The organism is Secundilactobacillus hailunensis (assembly GCF_005405185.1).
GTDB classification, from domain to species: domain Bacteria; phylum Bacillota; class Bacilli; order Lactobacillales; family Lactobacillaceae; genus Secundilactobacillus; species Secundilactobacillus hailunensis.
The window spans coordinates 83,278-104,686 of sequence record NZ_BJDO01000006.1; the positions used below are offsets into that span (position 1 = coordinate 83,278).

21 protein-coding genes and 1 other annotated feature are annotated in these 21,409 nt (G+C 45.6%); of the genes, 15 read left to right on the top strand and 6 right to left on the bottom strand.

Annotated features, from left to right (window positions below):
- Positions 1 to 3: 3 nt before the first annotated feature.
- From FFM73_RS03070 to FFM73_RS03080, 3 genes are all read left to right on the top strand, one after another.
- Positions 4 to 1,194 (top strand): phosphopentomutase, encoded by a 1,191-nt coding sequence (locus tag FFM73_RS03070; protein ID WP_137630319.1) that lies wholly within the window; start codon positions 4 to 6, stop codon positions 1,192 to 1,194.
- An 11-nt stretch (positions 1,195 to 1,205) separates the two neighbouring features.
- Entirely contained in the window at positions 1,206 to 1,913 is a 708-nt protein-coding gene (gene deoD / locus FFM73_RS03075) for a purine-nucleoside phosphorylase (protein WP_137630320.1), read from the top strand.
- Positions 1,914 to 2,037: 124 nt separating this feature from the next.
- Positions 2,038 to 3,336 carry a pyrimidine-nucleoside phosphorylase gene (locus FFM73_RS03080; RefSeq protein ID WP_137630321.1) on the top strand — a complete coding sequence of 433 codons (1,299 nt, stop codon included), beginning with the start codon at positions 2,038 to 2,040 and terminating at the stop codon, positions 3,334 to 3,336.
- Between the two features lie 77 nt (positions 3,337 to 3,413).
- On the opposite strand, the gene FFM73_RS03085 is transcribed toward FFM73_RS03080, so the two are convergent.
- On the bottom strand, positions 3,414 to 4,055 hold the full coding sequence (locus tag FFM73_RS03085) for an SDR family oxidoreductase (RefSeq protein ID WP_054656186.1): 642 nt from the start codon (positions 4,053 to 4,055) through the stop codon (positions 3,414 to 3,416).
- Positions 4,056 to 4,251: 196 nt separating this feature from the next.
- Between FFM73_RS03085 and fabI the strand changes: the two genes are divergently transcribed.
- Both fabI and FFM73_RS03095 read left to right on the top strand, forming a co-directional pair.
- A complete protein-coding gene (gene fabI / locus FFM73_RS03090) occupies positions 4,252 to 5,010 on the top strand; it encodes an enoyl-ACP reductase FabI (RefSeq protein WP_137630322.1) in 759 nt (252 codons plus the stop codon).
- A gap of 545 nt (positions 5,011 to 5,555) precedes the next feature.
- Entirely contained in the window at positions 5,556 to 6,410 is an 855-nt protein-coding gene (locus FFM73_RS03095) for an SPFH domain-containing protein (RefSeq protein WP_137630323.1), read from the top strand.
- An 84-nt stretch (positions 6,411 to 6,494) separates the two neighbouring features.
- Here the strand turns inward: FFM73_RS03095 and FFM73_RS03100 are convergent, their stop codons facing one another.
- On the bottom strand, positions 6,495 to 7,343 hold the full coding sequence (locus tag FFM73_RS03100; protein ID WP_137630324.1) for an aldo/keto reductase: 849 nt from the start codon (positions 7,341 to 7,343) through the stop codon (positions 6,495 to 6,497).
- Between the two features lie 57 nt (positions 7,344 to 7,400).
- The gene (locus FFM73_RS03105) at positions 7,401 to 7,847 is read right to left on the bottom strand and encodes an NUDIX domain-containing protein (RefSeq protein ID WP_137630325.1); all 447 of its coding nucleotides are present in this window, start codon (positions 7,845 to 7,847) and stop codon (positions 7,401 to 7,403) included.
- 228 nt (positions 7,848 to 8,075) lie between these two features.
- Between FFM73_RS03105 and FFM73_RS03110 the strand changes: the two genes are divergently transcribed.
- The 9 genes from FFM73_RS03110 to FFM73_RS03150 all read left to right on the top strand — a co-directional run bounded on the left by FFM73_RS03110 (position 8,076) and on the right by FFM73_RS03150 (position 16,538).
- Positions 8,076 to 9,518, top strand: coding sequence for an APC family permease (locus FFM73_RS03110; RefSeq protein WP_137630326.1), 1,443 nt, complete (start codon positions 8,076 to 8,078; stop codon positions 9,516 to 9,518).
- A 70-nt stretch (positions 9,519 to 9,588) separates the two neighbouring features.
- The gene (locus tag FFM73_RS03115; RefSeq protein ID WP_373278629.1) at positions 9,589 to 10,926 is read left to right on the top strand and encodes an aspartate aminotransferase family protein; all 1,338 of its coding nucleotides are present in this window, start codon (positions 9,589 to 9,591) and stop codon (positions 10,924 to 10,926) included.
- Positions 10,927 to 11,327: 401 nt separating this feature from the next.
- On the top strand, positions 11,328 to 11,591 hold the full coding sequence (locus tag FFM73_RS03120; RefSeq protein ID WP_137630328.1) for a hypothetical protein: 264 nt from the start codon (positions 11,328 to 11,330) through the stop codon (positions 11,589 to 11,591).
- Positions 11,592 to 11,594: 3 nt separating this feature from the next.
- Entirely contained in the window at positions 11,595 to 13,061 is a 1,467-nt protein-coding gene (locus tag FFM73_RS03125; RefSeq protein WP_137630329.1) for a glycoside-pentoside-hexuronide (GPH):cation symporter, read from the top strand.
- A 204-nt stretch (positions 13,062 to 13,265) separates the two neighbouring features.
- The gene (locus FFM73_RS03130; RefSeq protein ID WP_137630330.1) at positions 13,266 to 13,772 is read left to right on the top strand and encodes an ECF transporter S component; all 507 of its coding nucleotides are present in this window, start codon (positions 13,266 to 13,268) and stop codon (positions 13,770 to 13,772) included.
- 4 nt (positions 13,773 to 13,776) lie between these two features.
- A complete protein-coding gene (locus FFM73_RS03135) occupies positions 13,777 to 14,646 on the top strand; it encodes a PfkB family carbohydrate kinase (RefSeq protein ID WP_137630331.1) in 870 nt (289 codons plus the stop codon).
- 51 nt (positions 14,647 to 14,697) lie between these two features.
- Positions 14,698 to 15,870, top strand: a complete 1,173-nt coding sequence (locus FFM73_RS03140) for a MalY/PatB family protein (protein ID WP_137630332.1) — start codon at positions 14,698 to 14,700, stop codon at positions 15,868 to 15,870.
- A 195-nt stretch (positions 15,871 to 16,065) separates the two neighbouring features.
- A complete protein-coding gene (locus FFM73_RS03145; RefSeq protein ID WP_137630333.1) occupies positions 16,066 to 16,302 on the top strand; it encodes a hypothetical protein in 237 nt (78 codons plus the stop codon).
- A gap of 5 nt (positions 16,303 to 16,307) precedes the next feature.
- Positions 16,308 to 16,538: a hypothetical protein gene (locus FFM73_RS03150; RefSeq protein WP_137630334.1), complete on the top strand. Its 231-nt coding sequence runs from the start codon at positions 16,308 to 16,310 to the stop codon at positions 16,536 to 16,538.
- Positions 16,539 to 16,595: 57 nt separating this feature from the next.
- Here the strand turns inward: FFM73_RS03150 and FFM73_RS03155 are convergent, their stop codons facing one another.
- The 3 genes from FFM73_RS03155 to FFM73_RS03165 all read right to left on the bottom strand — a co-directional run bounded on the left by FFM73_RS03155 (position 16,596) and on the right by FFM73_RS03165 (position 19,263).
- Complete coding sequence (locus FFM73_RS03155; RefSeq protein ID WP_137630335.1) at positions 16,596 to 17,261, bottom strand: histidine phosphatase family protein; 666 nt, start codon at positions 17,259 to 17,261, stop codon at positions 16,596 to 16,598.
- A gap of 194 nt (positions 17,262 to 17,455) precedes the next feature.
- The gene (gnd, locus tag FFM73_RS03160) at positions 17,456 to 18,355 is read right to left on the bottom strand and encodes a phosphogluconate dehydrogenase (NAD(+)-dependent, decarboxylating) (protein ID WP_137630336.1); all 900 of its coding nucleotides are present in this window, start codon (positions 18,353 to 18,355) and stop codon (positions 17,456 to 17,458) included.
- Between the two features lie 131 nt (positions 18,356 to 18,486).
- Positions 18,487 to 19,263, bottom strand: coding sequence for a YdcF family protein (locus FFM73_RS03165; RefSeq protein ID WP_137630337.1), 777 nt, complete (start codon positions 19,261 to 19,263; stop codon positions 18,487 to 18,489).
- A gap of 100 nt (positions 19,264 to 19,363) precedes the next feature.
- Positions 19,364 to 19,570 (top strand) — a binding site (T-box leader).
- A 48-nt stretch (positions 19,571 to 19,618) separates the two neighbouring features.
- Here FFM73_RS03165 and tyrS point away from each other — a divergent pair.
- Positions 19,619 to 20,875 carry a tyrosine--tRNA ligase gene (gene tyrS, locus FFM73_RS03170; RefSeq protein ID WP_137630338.1) on the top strand — a complete coding sequence of 419 codons (1,257 nt, stop codon included), beginning with the start codon at positions 19,619 to 19,621 and terminating at the stop codon, positions 20,873 to 20,875.
- Positions 20,876 to 21,409 lie beyond the last annotated feature (534 nt).

Below are 21,409 nucleotides of genomic sequence, written 5' to 3' on the forward strand. Positions count from 1 at the left end.
GTTATGACTTTTAAACGGATATTTGGGATCGTTATTGACTCCGTGGGAATCGGTGAAGCCAGCGATGCTAATAAATTTGATGATGTGGGCGCAGATACGTTAGGCCACATCGGTGAATTTTACAAGGGTCAACTAAACCTGCCTAATCTAGCCAAAATGGGCTTATCAAACATTCGCCCGGATAATCCGATCGAGGGTGTTGCCCTAGCTGAAGCACCAATTGGTTTCTTTGGTAAAATGCATGAAGTGTCCGTTGGTAAGGACAGTATGGACGGCCACTGGGAAATGATGGGCCTGCCGGTGACGGAACCACTGGGGTTCTTTCCGCAGGGCTTTCCTGCCGAATTGATCAAACAAATTGAGGACTTTAGCGGCCGACATGTGATCGTCAACAAGCCTTATTCAGGGACCGATGTGATTCATGATTACGGTGAACATCAGCTGGAAACCGGCGATCTGATCGTCTATACGTCTGGGGATTCAGTGCTGCAGATTGCGGCGCACACGGACGTTATTCCGTTGAAGGAACTCTATAAGATTTGTGAATATGCCCGCTCAATTACTATCGATAAACCTTATCGAATTGGCCGGATCATTGCGCGGCCATATGTTGGGCCAGATAAAGATCACTTCACCCGGACGTCCGATCGGCACGACTTTACGTTAGCGCCAACTGGCGAAACGGACCTCGACCGGTTGAAGAACGCTGGGTTAGACGTTTTAGCAGTGGGTAAAATTAACGATATTTTCTCTGGTCAAGGCATCACTAAAGGTGTGCATACCACGAGTAATGCGGATGGGATGGACCAGACCTTAGCGAACGCTGAAAAGGACTTTACCGGGTTTAGTTTTACCAATCTGGTTGATTTTGACGCTATGTATGGTCACCGGCGTAATCCTGAAGGCTATGGTCAGGCGTTAATGGCCTTTGATAAACAGCTTGGTGATTTACTAGCCACGCTGCAGGATGGCGATCTATTGATGATCACTGCCGATCACGGGAATGACCCGACCTATAAGGGGACGGACCATACTCGTGAATACGTTCCGCTGCTGGCCTATTCACCAAGTCTTAAACAGAGCGGTTCACTGGGAATTCGCCGCACCTACGCTGATTTTGGTGCCACGGTGTTGGATAATTTCAACGTTGGTGGTAACCCAACAGGGACTTCATTCTTAGAGACATTGAAATAGGAGGGATCAATATGAGTACACATATTGGCGCTAAAATGGGCGACATTGCTGAGACGGTTTTACTGCCAGGCGACCCCTTACGAGCAAAATACGTCGCGGATAATTTCTTAGATAACGTTGTTCAGTATAATTCGGTTCGTAATGCCTTTGGCTATACTGGGACCTACAAAGGACACAAAGTTTCCGTTCAGGGGACTGGTATGGGGATCCCATCGATTTCAATCTACACGAACGAACTGATCAAATTCTTCGGGGTCAAGCACCTCATGCGAATCGGCAGTATTGGCGGGTTCGGTGAAGCCGTTAAGATTCGCGATATTTTGATTGCCGAATCAGCCAGCACTGATTCAGCGATTATCCAAAACACGTTTAAAGCTGGTGTGATCTACGCACCAACCGCTGACTTCGATATGCTGTTGAAGGCCTATGAGTCAGCTAAAGAGGCGGGTGTTTCCGTCAAAGTCGGCAATATCTTTAGTGCTGACCGGTTCTATAATGATGAAATCGATTATCAGCAGCTGATTGACTATGGCGTGCTGGGCACCGAAATGGAAACGGCGGCTTTGTATATGCTGGCAGCCAAGTATGGGGTTCAGGCACTGTCGATCAATACGGTGAGTGACAATCTGACGACTGGTGAAGCTTTATCAGCTGAAGATCGTCAAAGCTCATTTAGTGAAATGATGACGGTGGCGCTGGAAACAGCAATTAAACTCTAACTGCGATTAAATGATAACAATCTGGGGGGGCAGCAGTTAAAATAACGGGCATTTCCTGCTATTCTAACTGCCCCCCCTTTTTATTTGAAATCGATGGCACCGACAACGTCAGGAGGTAATGATGATGAGAATGGTAGACGTGATCGATCATAAACGTAATGGCGGCGAACTGACTAATGCAGAGATTGAATTTTTCGTGGACGGCGTGGTAGACGGCAGTATTCCGGATTATCAGACCAGTGCGCTGCTCATGGCCATTTATTTTAACGGGATGGCTGACGGTGAACAGGCGGAACTGGCGATGCAGATGTTAAGATCGGGTGATCAGCTGGATCTATCCGATATTCCAGGAATTAAAGTCGACAAACACTCTACTGGTGGGGTGGGCGATAAAACCAGTCTGCCACTGGCACCCATGATTGCGGCTTTAGGAATTCCGATTCCAATGATCTCCGGTCGCGGCCTTGGTCATACGGGTGGCACTTTGGATAAGCTGGAAGCCATTCCGGGATTCAAAGTTGAGCTATCTGAAGACCAGTTCAAGCAGCAAGTAAAAGATATCCATCTGGCCATCGTGGGCGCTACGGGCAACATTGCGCCAGCCGATAAGAAAATTTACGCCTTAAGAGACGTGACTGATACGGTGGATTCCATTCCGTTGATTGCCGGTTCTATCATGAGTAAAAAAATTGCTTCCGGTACGGATGCGTTGGTGCTGGATGTGAAAACCGGTTCCGGGGCCTTCATGAAAACGGAAGATCAGGCCCGCGACCTCGCCAAAGCTTTAGTCTCCATCGGTCAAAATGCTGGGATGGATTGCATGGCGTTGATCTCTGACATGAATCAGCCCCTGGGCCGGATGATCGGTAACGCGCTAGAAATTCAAGAAACTATCGATATCTTAAAGGGTCAAGGACCAGCAGATATTACTGATTTGGTCTTAACACTGGGCAGTCAGATGGTGGTTCTGGCTGAGAAAGCGCAGACGTTGGCAGAAGCGCGTGAAATGCTTGAGGCGGTTGTTGCCAACGGAAAAGCGTTGGAAAGTTTCCGCCAGATGGTGGTTGCTCAGGGCGGTGATGGCAAGGTGGTTGATGACCCCACGATTATGCCGCAAGCGCAGTACAAGGTTGATTTACCGGCGAAAACTAGTGGCGTTGTTGCTAAAATGACGGCCGATGAAATTGGCATTGCCAGCATGTTGCTGGGCGGTGGTCGGCAGACCAAGGATGATCAGCTGGATTACGCGGTAGGCATCGAACTGCATAAGAAAGTCGGCGACCCCGTTCAAAAGGGTGAACCGTTACTGACGATCTATGCCAACCGTGAGGACATTGATAACGTGAAGACGCTGTTATACGACAACATTGAGATTGCTGATTCGGCAGAACCGATCACGTTGATTCATGAGATCGTGAAGTAGCCTAATAAATTGAAACAGGGACCTCAAACGGTAGCACACCGTTTGAGGTCCCTGTTTCAATTTAACTCACTTTAAGTTTAATAAAATGACGGCTTATCACCATCGGTACCTGGTTGGTCAACCCCAACGGAGTGACCAATTTCTTTGGTTGGGTCATTGATCAATGAGACTACAAAGTCGGCAATTGACTTGCGCGAAACTTCGGTCCCTTTGAAAGGCTCACCCTTTTGCGTCGTCTCGTAGCTGACAATGTCTTTGTTAGACAGCCAGGCAGGCCGGACTAACGTGTAGTCCAAGCCGGAAGCTTCAATGACTTTAGCGGCTGCTGAATAGGTTTCCAGATAACCGCCGTCTAGCATCTGATGATTCCACTGACCGTATTTGCCGGGAACTTCGTCGTAGATCCCCAAAGTTGAGATCCAGATCAAGCGTTTTACGCCACTAGCCTTCATGGCTGCCACTACGGTTTTGGCCTGTTTTTCAATATCGTGATTGCCTAGGTTGGCGTAGACGATATCTTGACCCTGCATGGCTTTTTCCAAGCTGGCTTGATCAGTCGCGTCACCTTCAACGACGGTTTCACGAGCGGCATCCGACACGTCTAAACGGTTAGCGTGACGTAAGAACAGGGTCAGCTGGTGATCCGTTTTGGTCAAGAGTTGGTTCTCTGCTAATCTGGCGATCTTACCGTGTGCACCTAAAATTAATACCTTTGTCATCTTAAATCGCTCCTATCTGTATGACCTTGATTTCAAATTCAATTATAGACGGTGATTAATAAAATTGAACGGACAAACAGGGGGCGGTTGTCCGTGACTTGTTTTTAGGTAGCCGGATAATGTAAAATGATGGTTATAATCAAGATAGTTAATGGCATAATTTATTTTTGAAATTTTAAATAAAAGAGGGTTTATCATGAGTGGTATTTTAACGGGTAAAAAGATTGTGATCATGGGCGTTGCTAATAAGCGCAGCCTGGCTTACGGCTGTTTTCAAGCCTTGGCAGAACAGGGTGCGGAGATTATTTTAACGTATCAAAATCCGCGGATGCTTAAAAGTCTTAACCGGTTTGTTGACGCGGATGTTACTAAAGTCGAATGTGACGTCAGTGATCCGGAAAACGTGAAAACGACCTTTGAGGCGATCCATGAGCAAGTCGGTCACATTGATGGAATTGTCCACGCCATTGCGTACGCTGATCCAGAAGATTTGCAGGGCGAGACGACGGATGCCAGTTTAGCCAGCTTTAATAAAGCGCAGAGTATTAGCGTCTATTCGTTGATTGCGGTGGCGAAGTACGGTCGCCAGATCATGAATGACGGTGGTTCAATCGTGACGCTGACTTACATGGGCTCGGAGCGGGCAATCCCTAATTACAACGTGATGGGGATCGCTAAAGCGGGATTAGAGGCTTCGGTCCGTTATCTGGCCCGTGATCTAGCCAGCCAAGATATTCGGGTCAACGCCATTTCTGCCGGAGCGGTCAAGACTCTCGCGGTAACCGGCGTTAAGGATTACAGTAAACTGATCGACCTGTCTAACGAGCGAGCAGTTAACGGTGTTGGGGTCACGATTCAAGAAGTCGGCAATACCGCGGCCTTTTTGATGAGTGATCTGAGTATCGGTATCGTTGGCGATACGATCTATGTGGATAAGGGGACGCATTTGATTTAATGCGGTTTAGTTATTACTGTGTTGCGTATTACTTTTCTGTAGCCGAAACGTGCTCAAGTCAGCAGATAGTTGCATAGAAGCCCTGGTAACCCAATTTCCAAGTTCAGGATAGTGGTTGGTTATTTTAGAGTGGAATAGTTTACTGCGCATTACTTTTCTGTAGCCGAAACGTGCTCAAGTCAGCAGATAGTTGCATAGAAGCCCCAGCAACCCAATTTCCAAGTTCGGGAAATTCGGTTGCTGGGGCTTCTACTCCACTATCTTAACGCTGACTTTCGCACTCTAGCAAAAAATCCAGCGAAATGGAGAGATTCCGCCAGACTAGTTACTACTCAAACTCATTTGAGTAGAGAGTTGGCATATTAAGCAGGAGCAACTGCACAATTTTCAAGGGGTAGGGTGTGCAGAACTCAATACGTTAACTCTATTGGAAAATTATAATCATAATTTAATAAAATCAAAGAGTTTCGACTTCAAATCGGTATATTTTTTAAAACCTATCTTAGTGCCGTATAATGAAGTCAGTAGATTGGAGGAGATTTACCATGACTGAAAAAAATGTTTTTCACGTTAACGGATATCTCGGACTCATTATTGCCATTTTATTAGTATTGGGTGGTGCTTGGCTACTTTTTCTGCAGACCACTTTGAGCATCGTTTCCGGCATCATACTGATTTTAATTGCCCTAGTTGGCGGCAGTTCCTTGACCATTATTGCGCCCAACGAAGCCAAGGCACTCACCTTCTTTGGCCGCTACATTGGAACCATTCGGACTTCTGGGCTGTATATGACCGTTCCACTGACCAGCAAGCAAAGCGTTTCGCTGCGGGTGCGTAACTTTAATAGTAAATTATTGAAAGTCAACGATTCTCGCGGGAACCCCGTTGAAATCGCGGCGGTGATCGTTTTCAAAGTTGTTGATACCAGTAAAGCCCTATTTGACGTTGATGATTATGAGCAATTTGTTGAGATTCAAAGCGAATCTGCCATTCGGCACGTAGCCTCTGAATTCCCCTACGATGCTTTTAATGATTCAGAGACGCTGACGTTACGCAGCAATCCCACGGAAGTTTCTAACAAGTTAACCGCGGAACTGCAGTCACGGCTGCAAATTGCCGGTGTGCAAGTGATGGAGACCCGTTTGACCCACTTGGCCTACGCGACGGAAATCGCCAGCGCAATGCTGCAGCGACAACAGTCTTCAGCAATTCTTTCGGCGCGGAAGATCATCGTTGACGGGGCGGTCTCCATTACGGAAGACGCCATCGCTAAGCTGGAAAAGGATACTGATTTAAAGCTCACTGACGATCGTAAACTGCAATTGATCAATAACGTGATGGTCACGATTATTTCGGAGCGTGGTACCCAGCCTGTGATCAGTACGAACGATACGAAATAATGATTTAAATGAAGTCGATACCAAATAAAGCACCTGCGTCAATTTTCCGTTAAGGAGAACTGACGCAGGTGCTTTATTTTAGAATTAAAGAACATCTAACGGTAATTTTTTAGTTGGTGCGGGGTAGGCTTCATCTAATAGCTGCATATCGTCTGCAGTGAGCTGCAGGTTGCCAGCCAGCACGTTTTCTTTTACGTGGTCAGTGTTGCTGCTTTGTGGGATCGCCAGCAGTTGCGGATGAGAAACGTCCCAGGCTAACAACACCTGATAGGCGGAAACGTTGTGGCGTTTAGCAACTTTAAGCACGTTTGGATTGCGTCCTAAATGGGTGTTCAGCTGGTCAGGAGCGCCGACTGGACTATAGGCGATAAAGGGTAACTGATGATCAGTTTGCCAACCCAGCAGACTATATTCCACGCCACGGCTGCCTAAGTTGAATAGGTCTTCATTAGCGGCTGCTTTGGAACCATCGGGGAGCTGCCAGAGTTCTTCTAGGTCACTGACATCGAAGTTGGAAATGCCCCACGCCTTAGTCTTACCAGTTTCCGTTAGGCGCTGCAATTCAGCGACGGTTTCTGACAGGGGTGTTTGACCGCGCCAGTGATAGAGGTAAAGGTCAACTTCATCGACGCCCAGTCGTTTCAGACTGGCATCCAGACTGCGTTCCATACGGGCTTTTGACGCGTTAGTAGGTAGAACTTTTGAAATTAAGTAGAGCTGGTCACGCGGAACATCCTTAATCGCTTTACCCACTAGTGTTTCAGCTCGACCAGACCCGTACATTTCTGCCGTGTCAATGACTTTAGCGCCAGCGGCTAAACCAGCGTGGATCGCTTCAATTTCTTGGGCCTGCAGCAACGGGTCATCGCCCATGTGCCAAGTACCCATGCCGATAGCGGGTACCTGAGTGCCTGCAATGGTGACTGTTTGCATACGAATCGTCTCCTCGAAATTAATTATTCATTATCTATTGTAGAATTTTAAGCAGGATTATACTAACTCAGTGGCTTCCAGAATTTGGTGGGAAAAGTCGGTTAGCTTAGTTGGTAGCTGATCCAGATCAAAGAAGGCCACTTTTTCGGTTTCACCAACTTGAGGCGTCAGCTGAGTATCCTGAGTAAAGGCTTGATAAACGGCAATGACCGCGTCGATTTGATCGCCGTTGGGGTAACTAAACTGCATTGAAGGCCCGCTAAGCAGCGTTTTAAACTTAAAGTTGACCGCGTGAACCCCGGTCTCTTCCAAGATTTCACGGTGGGCGGTTTCAGTCAACGACTCGCCAATTTCTTTGGAACCGGATGGCAGTCCCCACAAATGGGTGTCACTGCGGTAAACCAATAGTAATTGAGCGTTGGCGTTATAGACCAGTCCCGCAGCTCCGGTTGAAATTAGCGGGTCATGGCCCATTTGTTTTCTTAAATTAAGGATGTAACCCATAGCATCACCTCATTTAAATAATAAGTTTCACATTAAGTTCATTATGCGTGATATGAGCTGGAAATTAAAGCGTTTTGAGGGGGTTCATGACTAAATATCCCCTGAGAAAGCCTTGCACATGATTAAAAAGATTGTTAAAATATACTCATTTAATTCTAATGTTCACTTGAGGACTAGTTTTAAGTTTCAAATACATAAGCGGCTCAATACCGCTACAGGAGGAATTTTATGAGTTTTAAGAGTACATTCTTACGTCAGGAAGATCCCGCCGTCTATCAAGACAAAGATTCTCATCTGGCTCGGGTGTTAGGCGTTAAGGATATTTTGGCATTAGGGGTTGGTACCATTGTTTCAACTTCTATTTTTACGTTGCCTGGCGTTGTTGCTGCACAGCATGCTGGTCCAGCCGTTGCGCTTTCATTCTTAGCCGCCGCGGTCGTGGCTGGCTTAGTGGCCTTCGCATATGCTGAAATGGCCGCCGCAATGCCATTTGCCGGTTCAGCCTATTCCTGGATCAACGTGGTGTTCGGTGAAGGGTTTGGCTGGATCGCCGGCTGGGCGCTGTTAGCCGAGTACTTTATCGCCGTGGCCTTCGTTGGATCCGGACTTTCCGCCAACTTCCGTGGATTAATTGAACCCTTGGGAATTACTTTTCCTAAGGCCTTAGCTAATCCACTGGGAACCAATGGTGGGATTATTGATATTACTTCCGTGGTCGTTGTCTTACTGGTAGCTTTCCTGCTATCACGTGGGGCATCAACGGCTGCGCGAGTTCAAGATACTTTAGTAGTACTAAAAGTTTTAGCTATTCTGTTATTCATCGTAGTTGGTGCGACGGCACTTCATCCACAAAACTACGTGCCATTCATTCCACCGCACAAAGTAGTCAACGGGAACCAGTTTGGTGGCTGGCAAGGAATTTACGCCGGTGTATCAATGATTTTCTTGTCATACATTGGGTTTGATTCCGTGGCTGCTAACTCTGCTGAAGCCAAGGATCCGCAAAAGACGATGCCACGTGGGATCTTAGGTTCACTGGTCATTGCAGTTGTTTTGTTCGTTGCCGTTTCGCTGGTACTGGTTGGAATGTTCCATTACAGTGACTATGCAAATAACGCCGAACCCGTTGGCTGGGCACTTCGTCAAAGTGGTCATACAATTGTCGCAACAGTCGTTCAAGCGATTGCTGTCGTGGGGATGTTTACCGCGTTGATTGGGATGATGCTGGCTGGTTCACGGCTGGTTTATTCATTCGGTCGTGATGGCTTGCTGCCAAAGTGGTTGGGCAAGTTAAACGACAAGCAGTTGCCGAACCATGCGCTGTCAACTATCACCATTGTTGGTGTGGTCATCGGTTCATTGTTCCCATTTGCATTCCTGTCACAATTGATTTCTGCAGGGACTTTGATCGCCTTTATGTTTGTATCTTTGGGGATCTATAAATTACGGCCCCGTGAAGGTAAGGACATTCCAGACCCTTCATTTAAGATGCCATTTTACCCGGTACTGCCATTCGTTGCCTTCTTAGGTGCTTTGGCGGTGTTCTGGGGACTCGATAAAGACGCTAAGATCTATGCTTTGATCTGGTTTATCTTTGGTCTGCTGGTTTACCTGCTGTATGGTGCCAGACATTCTTCATTGAATAAAACGCAAGATAAGACTCAAAAATAGTTAAAAGAAGGCCCCAAAGCGCAATGTTTTGGGGCTTTTGTTTAAGAACATAATGATGGGGGAATCCAAAATGAGTGAAAACGAACGACTTTTAGCAAATGAAGCGCCGGCCTTTTCAAAGGCTGCGCGGGTCAAATATTTTGACATTGTGATTGAATCCGGTAAGGGCGCCATGGTCACGGATGCGGATGGTAAAACCTACATTGATTTATTGGCCAGTGCCTCTGCCACCAATACGGGGCACTCACATCCCCACGTGGTTAAAGCAGTCCAGGACCAAGCGGCTAAATTGCTGCAGTATACGCCGGCTTACTTTGCGAACGATAATGCTGCTAAATTAGCCCCACGCTTGACGGCTTTAGCACCGATCAGCGGGCCAACCGCACTGGGTTGGGGCAACTCAGGTTCCGATGCCAACGATGCAATCATTAAATTTGCGCGGGCCTATACCGGCCGGCCTTACATCGTGAGCTTTACCGGTGCCTATCACGGGTCGACTTATGGCTCGATCAGTGTGTCATCGGTCAGTCTGAATATGAGCCGTAAGATTGGTCCCTTGCTGCCGGACGTTGTGAAAGTGCCGTTCCCAGATCCGTGGAAGCGACTGAAGGGTGAATCTGAAGCTGACTTTGTGGATCGGATGTTTGCGGCTTTTAAGCTGCCCTTTGAAACGTATCTGCCAGCTGAAGAAGTGGCTGTGATCTTGATTGAACCGATTCAGGGTGACGGTGGGATCGTTAAGACCCCTGATGCTTACATGCACAAGGTCTATGATTTTGCTAAAGCACATGGCATCTTGTTTGCGGTTGATGAAGTTAACCAGGGTATGGGCCGGACGGGTAAGTGGTGGTCAATCGAACACTTCGGTCTGGAACCCGACCTGATGTCGGTTGGTAAATCACTGGCTTCCGGACTGCCATTAAGTGCAGTAATTGGTCGTCAAGACATCATGAACTCGCTGGGAGCGCCTGCTAACGTCTACACGACAGCCGGTAATCCAGTGACAGCAGCGGCCGCGATGGCAACAATCGATGTGATCGAAGATGAACATTTGTTGGCACGCAGCACGCGCCTGGGTAAAAAGGCGGCTGACTTCTTTGCTGCTGAGAAAAAGAAGTTTAAGTTCATTGGTGATGTCCGGATGTACGGCCTTGATGGTGGAATCGATATTGTTGATCCAGCGACTGGTGAACCGGACGCTGACGCCACAACAAAAATCATTTACCGGGTATTTGAGCTGGGGGCCATCATCATCAGTTTGAAGACCAACGTGCTCAGATTCCAGCCACCGCTGGTCATTACTGATGAACAACTGCAATCAGCCTTTGATATTTTAGACCAAGCCTTTAGCGAACTTTCAGCAGGTAAACTTTCATTGCCTGATAATGCGGACGAAATTGGCTGGTAGATTGCTATTCCACATAAATTTATTAAATTTAAAAGCGTTGGTTAGCAGTCTTTTTCGCCAACGCTTTTTGTGTTGTTTTCAGAATTTTCATAAACTCGGCGGTTGCTTTCATGGCGGTCTATAAAATGTTTATAGGGCGAGAAACTGCGGTGTATCAAGGCAAATCAGTTTTACCAGAAAGTTGACTAAAAATTGAGTAAAATTTTATTGAAATTAAAGTAAGCGTTTACAAGCTTGACCTAGATGTGCTAGAATAATCGTGAGCTATCAGAGAAGGGTAGCAAAAATTTAACGGCCTGTACTGACAGAAATAAACAACGTTTTTGAATTTGAAATATATCCTAATTATTATTTGGTTACTTATTTCTGCCGGACAGTTCAAAATGAAGGAGGTATGACTAATGGCTAGTAAGAATGATAAGATTACGCTTAATCCAGAGACATTCGCTGAAGCGGTTCTTGGTGGCAATCCAAAGCGCGATGACGAAGAAGATAAGATCTATATCAAACGTCAATTAACGCTTTACTTGGAGTCAATGTTATTGGCACAAGATTTTAACGACCTTGAAGAAACTCGCTTTGACGTTGACAAGTCAGAGAAGCGTAACAAGATTCTTTCTAAGATTATTGAGCATCGTTATGAAGGTTCGGGAAGCGGCGAATAATACATGGAAGCAAAAAAAGAAAGTCATGTTAAGCAGTATACATCCTACGCATTAGGTGCGTTTGGGCATGATGCGTTCTATGCTACTTTAAGTACTTATTTAATGTTGTTTATCACTAGTGAATTATTTAATGGCGCTGCAAAGGGTGTCAAGGCACACATGATTTTGATTATCACTACGATGATGATGATCATTCGGTTAGTTGAAATTGTGTTTGACCCAATTATTGGTGGTATTATCGATAACACGCAAACCAAATATGGTAAGTTTAAGCCATGGTTGATGGTTGGTGCTACGATCAGTGCAATCTTCTTAGTTCTTATTTTTACGGATTTTGGTGGCTTGACTAATTCCAACCCAATGCTTTATGTCATTGTGTTTGGTATCTGCTACGTCATTATGGATATTTTCTATTCGTTTAAAGATATTGCATTTTGGTCAATGCTCCCTGCTTTGAGTGTTGATGAAAAGGTTCGTAACAACTTCGGTACGACTGGTCGTTTAGGTTCAACGATTGGTGCCCAAGCGGTTCCAATTATTATCTTTCCAGTGATCGTGTTCTTCTCACACATGTTCTCAGGAACTAGTGGTCAGACGAAGACCCAAGCCGGTTGGATTGGCTTTGCCGTTATCATTGCTTTGTTCTCATTTGGTGGTGCTTTAGCAACTACTTTGGGGACTAAGGAAAACACCAGCTTGATTCGTCAAAACACCAAGCGTACTGGTGTTATTGGGATTTTTAAAGCCTTAGGTAAAAATGACCAATTGATGTGGCTGGCAGCTTCATACTTCCTATTTGCTTTAGGCTATGTTGTTACTAACTCACTATTGGCATACTACTTTACTTACGTCTTAGGTCAGTCAAACAAATTTACCTTTGCTGGCTGGATCATGGCGATCTTAGGTGTCATCTCCGTTTCACTCTTCCCAGTGATTGTTGAGAAGGTTCACCGGAAGGCCATTTATGTTGGTGGTATTGGTATTATGATCATTGGTTATATTCTGTTCCTGTTCGCAGGACACAGTTTACTCGGTGTCTTAGTATCAGTTGCCGTCTTCTTCTTCCCATACCCAATGATCTTCTTGGCCGCATTGATGACCATTACTGATAGTGTTGAATATGGGCAATGGAAGAACGGGACTCGTAACGAATCTGTTACCCTTTCAGTTCGTCCGTTGATTGATAAGTTAGCCGGTGCGGTTGCTAACGGGATCGTTGGTCTTGCTGCTGTTCACTGTGGTATGACTGGTAATGCATCTCCAAGCAGCATTAGTGCTGGACAATTATCACTCTTCAAGTCGTTCATGTTCTATGGCCCAATGATTTTAATCATTGTAGCCGCAATCTTGTACTACACTAAGGTTAAATTAACTGAAGCTAAGCACAAGCAAATCGTTAAGGAACTAGAAGCTAAGCTTGAATCTCAAAAAGCAGCCAAAGATAAAAAGACTGCAACAGACGCACAATAAACGTTGATTGTGATTGAAAACCGTAATGGTCACTACAGAGATAGTGGCATTACGGTTTTTTTGTGCCCAAAAAGCGGACAAATGTTCGCTTTTACTTGCGATACTAAACGAGTAACCTAGTATTGTGACCTTGTATTTTAAAGGCAGGCGTGTTGTAATGTGATAGGTAGATTAAAATTTGTTAAGAGAAGAGAGTGAATCAGAATGGAAAGTAAACGACATATTTCAACCCGAGAAGTGGTTTATCTCGCAATGCTGATTGCGGTGACCGTGGTGATCTCAAGGTTCTTCTTAATTCCCGTTCCCATGACTCACGGCAACATTAATTTGTGTGATGCGGGGATCTTTATTGCGGCGCTTTTGCTGGGTCGAACTCAGGGGGCAGTAGTCGGTGCCTTTAGCGGTCTGCTTCTCGACTTAATTTCAGGATTTACGCAATATATGTTCTTCTCATTTATCGTGCATGGGCTGGAAGGTTTCATTGCCGGTTGGATCGGCAGTAATAAAAAGAAATCGACTAAAATTATTGCTATGATCGTCGGCACCATCGTAATGGTCGCAGGCTACTGGGCAACTGATACGTTGCTGTATGGCTTCAAAGTCGGCTTGATCGGCGTGCCAACCAACTTTATTCAGGGCATTGTTGGTGGCATTGTGGCCTACGTGGTTTACGTGCCACTGGAAAGTCGGCTGCCTAGGTTAATTGGGTAAAACAATGGTTGAGCAAAGTATACATAACCAGCCATTTTTAGTTGCTGAAGACCTTTCTGCCGTTGGTACGATGTCTCTAGGCGTTGCCATACCGATCTTGGCAGCCCTGGGAGTACCGACCGCGGTTTTACCCACTCAGGTTCTGTCCACTCAAACTGAAGGTTTTGGCACCCCAGCTAAACAGTTTTCGCCAACTTGGTTAACGGCAACGATTGCGCACTGGCAGCAGGAACACATTCAGCTTTCTGGCGGCTTGATCGGGTACGTTGGCCAAATTGAACTCTTAAAGCAGCTAGCTAAATTAGTGGTGTCCCAGCAAGTCCAGCCGTTGATCGTGGATCCCGTGATGGGCGATGACGGGGCACTTTATCCGGGGCTGACTACCGCTTATGTGACGGTCATGCAGCAACTGGTCACCCATGCGGATGTGATTACCCCCAACTGGACTGAAGCCCACTTGCTAACGGGAACGAAAATGACGGCTGAACAGCCTGATCAAGCGGCGATTTCAGCCATGTTATCAGCATTAGCAACACTCTGCGGTGAACACACCCGCGTCGTGATCACTGGAATTCCTGGCAATGACACCATTTTAACGGCTTATCAAAACGGCCAGACGCAACGGACGGTTTCAACGCCACGACGACCTGGTCATTTTTATGGCAGCGGTGATGTTTTTGCCGCGTTGCTCAGTGTGGCGCTGATGCGGCAAGTAAACTTTGATACTGCGGTAGCCATTGCAGTGAAGGGCGACACGATTGCCTTGGACCAAACGTCAGAGGCGGGCTACCAGCGCCGCTTTGGCATGCAGCTCAGTCAGTTATTGACCTGGCTGACTCAAAAGGTGGCTACAAATCTTGATTCGACTTGCTGATTGGTTCAAACTAGTAATAAACCAATACTCATTAGAGAAGAGGGACTGAGCATGATCGATACGAACGTTGATCGACACGGTGATAACAGTGACAAATGGGCCGTCACTAAAGACGATGACCAGCTATTGCCAATGACCATTGCCGATATGGATATTGCCACGCCGCAGTTTATTAGAGAAGCAATGCAGCGGGTCTTGAATAAGAAAGTGCTGGGCTATACGACGCCAGGCACGAGCTTTTACAATGCCATTATTCGCTGGCAGAAAACGCATCATGACGTTAGCCTCAAACGCGAACAGCTGATCATTGTGCCAAGTATCGCGGTGGGACTGTCGTTTGTGATCCGTAATTTAACGCAAAAAAACGATGGCATTATTGTGATGTCGCCCTATTACCCGCCATACCGTCAGTTAGTGGTTGATAATCAGCGGCAATTCGTTGAGTTTCCGCTGGTTCAGCGAGATGGGCAGTACGTCATTGATTTTAACCGACTGGATTCAGTCATGGCAGACAGTCAAAACACTGCCATCATCGTCTGCAATCCGCATAATCCGGGTGGCTGTGTCTGGACCACCACTGAATTACAGCGACTCCAAGATATTGCGAATGCGCACCATGTGTTAGTGTTGGCTGATGAGATCCATGATGACGTGGCGTTTTCAGATAATCAGCCGGTTTCAATGCTGTCTGATCTAATGGGCAGTGAAGCGGCAAGTCAAACGGTATTGATGAAATCAGCCACCAAAGCGTTTAATTTGGCCGGGGTAAAATGCGCCTTCTTGGCGGTTAAAAATCCGGAGCTGCTGGCAACCTTAAAACAAGCTGCGGCTGCTGAAGCGATTGAAGAGGTCAATACCCTTGGTGTAGTGGCGACGCAAACAGCTTATGAACAAGGCGCGCAGTGGCTGACGGAAGTGAATGCCTACCTAGAAGAGAACCGCAATTTGGCCTATGAATATCTGCGAGAAAACATTCCGCTGATCCGGCCAATGTATCCTGAGGGGACTTACCTGATGTGGCTTGATTTTATGGCTTATGATCTATCCGATGATAAACTGGATGAAAAGTTACGCAGCCTGGGTCATATTTGTCTTAATCGCGGCATCGACTACGGTCAGACTGGCAGTGGGTTTATGCGGTTAAACTTCGCGGTAGACCGGGCCGTTTTAAAGGATGCTTTGCAGCGATTAAAGACCTTTGATACAGCAGTTAGAAAAAAATAATTTAAATTATAAATTAAACGTAATAGAATGAATGTCTGATTTTCGGTCGACAGTGACCGCTAATTAGGCATTTTTTGGTTTAGTCTAAATCTGTTACATAATTGTAAAACGCTTTCAAGAAAAGTTCATATTTTATTCGCAACTCTTTCTTATTGATTTGATAACTTATACACATAAGAAAAGGAGGCGGCGTGAATGAGTGAAGGGTCAGGATTTGTCGCTGGACGATTAGTTCGATGTCAGCACGCGCAGATGCGCAAGTCATTCATTGGTCGGGTACACCGGGTGTTTGGAGATCGGCTAGTTGTTGAAGTGATGAACTTTCATTTTCATGATCGCCGGGTAGTTGAACAGAATCAATACAAAATGGTTGTTGAAGCGAACGATGCGAAGGCAATGCCCATTATTTCATGCCAACGAGGGAAAGGATGATCATCATGATTAAAATAAACGATATTGTAACCTGTCAGCCCAACGGTAACCTCACATGCCCGTTTGTTGGTCGCGTGGAACATATTTATGAACGTACGGTCATGGTGACCGTTTTAGAGCATCATCCTAACGACCGGTTTAAGTTGGCCGAATTGATGGGACGGGTAGTGGTTGCAAAAAGTAAGGTTGAAGTTCAGGCTAATGTAGCACCAGAGCTTAAGGTGGCGGAGGCATAAGAGAGACAAAAGACTGCTGACCAGTTTGAAAACTAGTCAGCAGTCTTTTTAGTATTCTTATTTAGCGACAAAGTCAGTTTTATTGAAGAAATCAACTTTAATATCATCATCGGTAATGGTTAATTTGGTAATACTGCCGTTAATGGTGGGGACGCCAACGTCGAGCTTTGGAGCGTAGCGGTCAATGATTGAACGAATTGTCATCCCATGAGAGACAACGAAGACTTGGTCACCATCGTTGGTATTAGCCCGGAGTTTATTGAAACCACGGTCGAGACGCTTCCAAAACATATCGTTGCTCTCTGCTTCACCGTAGAGGTCGGCCTTATGGATCAGATCACGGGCCTTTTCCAAACCGTATTTACCCAGAACCGCTGATTCAGAAGTTAACTGAACCTGTTCACCAACGAATTGCCACATCTGATTGGCATCATTGCCTTCAAAGTAGCCATGGCACTGTTCACGGAACTCAGGGTATTGGTAGCTGATAATGTTAATGTTTTCCTGATTAGCTTTCAAAATATAGGAAGCCGTTTCAATTGCCCGTCCTGAATCACTGCTGTACGCGGCGCTGAAGTTGATCTTCTTCAACTGTTCACCAGCACGTTTGGCATCGGCAATTCCCTTATCAGTTAACGGGGAATCGATCCAGCCCTGAATCTTATTATAATGGTTCAGCATTGTTTGACCGTGCCGAACGAAGTACGCAGTAAATGTTTTCACAGTAAGTCCTCCTAGGATAAAAGTGAGTTTTATTTACATTCATTATAGCAATTTATGCAACCGTTTACCAAAATATGGTTGTCGGTAGCAACAGTTCATGGGCATTTATAATTTTTTTAACTATAAAGGAGGGAGGGGTGGTGAATAAAAAAAGGCTACGCGATTGCGCAGCCTTTTCTGGTCTTAATTTTAAGTTAGTTTTTGTCCATTGCGTGGCCACCAAAACCGTTACGTAAGGCAGAAACGACCTTACCGTTAAAGGTGTCATCTTGCATTGAACGGAACCGTTGCATAACGGATGCAGAGATAACTGGGGTTGGAACACCATGATCCATGGCGTCTTCAACGGTCCATTGACCTTCACCGTTAGAGTGCATACGGCCCTTGATCTTGTCCAGATTAGGATCTTTTTCAAAGGCGGCTTCAGCCAATTCCATTAACCAGCTACGAACAACAGAACCGTTGTTCCATACCTTGGCAACAGCTTTGTTGTCGTAGTCAAAGTCAGAAGCTTGTAAGACTTCAAAGCCTTCACCGATGGCTTCCATCATACCGTATTCGATACCGTTGTGGACCATCTTCAAGTAGTGACCTGAACCGGCCTTACCTGTGTAAAGGTAACCATCTTTTTGAGCAATACCTTCAAATAATGGACGAATGGTTTCGAATACTTCTGGTTCGTCGCCACCGATCATGAAGTTACCACCGTTCAGGGCACCGCTCCAGCCGCCTGAAGAACCGCAGTCAAAGTAGTGAACGCCCTTGGCGCCTAAAAGACGGTTGTGACGAAGTGAGTCTTTCCAGAAGGTGTTACCGCCATCGATCACGATATCGCCCTTGTTTAAGTTAGCGGCTAAGTCATCGACAGTAGCATCAGTTGGCTTACCAGCTGGTACCATGATCCAAACGATCTTTGGAGATGGTAATTGAGCAATCATTTCCTTCAATGTGGTGGCCTTGTCTGCACCATATTTGCCGGCTTCTTCAACCAAGTCGGTGTTCAAGTCAAAACCAACAACTTCATTATTGTTACGAATCATGTTTTGGGCTAAGTGAATCCCCATCTTGCCTAATCCGATTAAACCTAATTTCATTAGAAAAGCTCCTTATTCGTTTTAACTGGTATTTAACAACAGAATTAGTATATAAGATAATTTTGGCTTGTGCAAGAGAAAATGTAAAAAAATTTCAGTTTTATTTTCATGTGTGAAAATTCACTTACTTCTTAAAAGATGAAAGACTGAATGAACCAAGTCACCAGCAGCCAAATGATGATCAACGGCCACTTTAACTGCAGTAACAAGGCAGCTACTTCACGTAACATAGCGGGAATCAGTGCGGTAGGGATGGTCCAAGAACCTAACAGGCTCACCGTTAAATGATGGCGTTTGGCTAATAATTGACTGCGAACGAGGTGATAGTCACTGGTGATCACCAAAATTTTGGGTGGCTGAGGCTGCTGCCAATCGTGGTTGATCAGCTGCTGGGAAAATTTAAAGTTGGTATCGGTTGAAGTTGCAGTTTCTTCTAATAGTAGCTGCTTTGAATCAATGTGGTGCTGTTTGAGATAAGCGGCCATGACTTGCGCTTCACTTTGTGGTTCATCGCTGCCTTGACCACCAGTCAGGACCAGCTTGGGCGAATTAGGCTGTGCAACGCAAAAGAAAATGGCTGTCTGTAAGCGCCGGACTAAGGTTTTGGATGGACCGCTGGGCGTTACTCTTGCGCCCAGCACGATTACATAGTCTGGTGCCACGACGGGTTGGGTGTGCTGGTGATACCAATAGGTCAGCCAGAGATAAAGGGTGGCTATACTGTACCAAGTTGCCATACCAGTACTTTCGGCCGTGGTTATCAGATTGCCTGGCCAGAGGTTTACCGGCAGGGCAATTAGTAGATCAGCAACAATCAGTAGAACAATGAGTGGTTTCCAGACAAAGCGCTGATCAGGCTGTCCGGTGACCAGTGGCCAAACAGCGGCTAAATTAAGCAGTGTGATCAAAAATAAAATTATCAGCAGGATAATAATCACCTCCTTACAGCTAGTATAGATTAAAGCCGCGATGGTAGCTTGACTTTTGCCGGTAGTGTTTGTAGTATTAATGACAGCTATGAATCACCGAAGTAGGTTAGAGGGCAACGATAAAGAAACTTGGCGGTTGCTGCAAGTCAAGCGTCCCGAATGACTGAATTACAGTGTGGAGCGACCCAGCAGATTGCTGGCGGGTCATGCCGATATCCATGTCGAGCGACGTTATCATAATATAGCGTAACTTGGGTGGTAACGCGGAATTAATTTCGTCCCTATTAGTCTATGACTAGTGGGGACTTTTTTGATATCTTAAGGAGGGTTCTTTGTGACAATTTTAGATGAGCTTAAATGGCGTGGCGCGATTAATCAGCAAACGGATGAAGCGGGGTTAACTGACTTAGTTAAGAATAAATCAGTTGGCTTGTATGTAGGAATTGACCCAACCGGGGATTCAATGCATATTGGGCATTTGATTCCCTTTATGATCTTAAAACGGTTCCAGTTAGCCGGACACCGGCCTTATATCGTAATTGGTGGCGGTACCGGATCAATTGGTGACCCAAGTGGCAAGAAGTCAGAACGAGTTCTGCAGTCAATGGAACAAGTTCACCATAATGAAGCAGCGATTACGGCCCAAATGGAACATTTATTCGGCCAAGACGGCAGCTTTAAGATCGTTAACAACTATGACTGGCTGTCAAAAATGTCATTGCTGGACTTTCTGCGGGATTACGGTAAGTTATTCAACGTGAACAATATGCTGTCTAAAGAAGTGGTTGCTTCACGGCTGGAAGTCGGCATTTCCTTCACTGAATTTACTTATCAAATCCTCCAGTCAGTTGATTTTCTTCATCTATATCAGGCTGAAGACGTTCAACTGCAAGTTGGTGGTGCCGATCAATGGGGCAACATTACTGCCGGTATCGATTTGATTCATAAAATCAAGGGTGCCGATGCCAAGGCGTTTGGTTTAACGATTCCGTTGATGCTGAAGGCGGATGGTACTAAGTTTGGTAAAACTGCGGGTGGTGCAGTCTGGCTTGATCCAGAAAAGACGACGCCATACGAATTCTACCAGTTCTGGTTGAACCAAGACGACCGGGATGTGGTGAAATACTTGAAGTACTTTACCTTCTTGAGCCAAGATGAAATTGCTGATCTGGCTAAGAAAGTGGAAACGCAGCCTGAAAAGCGTGAAGCACAGCGTCGTTTAGCAGAAGAAGTGACCGAATTCGTGCATGGTAAAGACGCCGTGACTGAAGCAGAAAACATTTCTAAAGCGTTGTTCTCAGGCGATGTGGCCAATCTGTCAGCCAACGAAATCGAGCAAGGCTTTAAGAATATGCCTTCCGTTGAAGTGACCGGTGAGAAGCGCAACATTGTGGAATGGTTAGTCGATGTGACTTCTATTGAATCATCTCGGCGTCAAGCACGGGAGGACATTAACAACGGTGCCATTCGGATCAACGGCGAAAAGGTAACGGACGTTCAAGCTGAGATTGATCCAAGCACTCATTTTGACGGTAAGTTTGTGATCGTGCGTCGCGGTAAGAAGCGTTATTTCTTAGCAAGAGTTAAATAGTGTGTGGATTAATTGCGGATCGGTTGGCGAAAGCGAATCGGTCCGTTTTCTATTTATTAATATGAAGTAATGATCGTTTTAAGGACGAGATCAAGCGCTGAGTTCAATTTGTTTTGAATTTATTTGAAAAAGTAATTGACCAAATCGAAATTAGTTGGTATGATATTATTTGTTGTCGCGAGGAAATACAGACACATATACCGATTCAAAGTTTTAAAAGTTATGTGTTGACATTTCAAATCGCTGATGATATAGTTAATAAGTTGCCTCAGCAAGAGACGTTCCAAACGGAAACGTTGATGTAGAAAGTTTTTATTGACTTTCCCGAGACGATAAGTTACAATGAAATAGCTGATTCGTAAAAGAATTTGCTTGGTAGACCTTTGAAAACCGAACAAAGTTTTGTTTCACAAATGTGCAGGGCATATCAGTTTCGGCTGATATCAAATGTAATTTGCGAAGTCAATTTCGCTAGTAATATTAATGAGTCACAAACAATCATAAAATGAGAGTTTGATCCTGGCTCAGGACGAA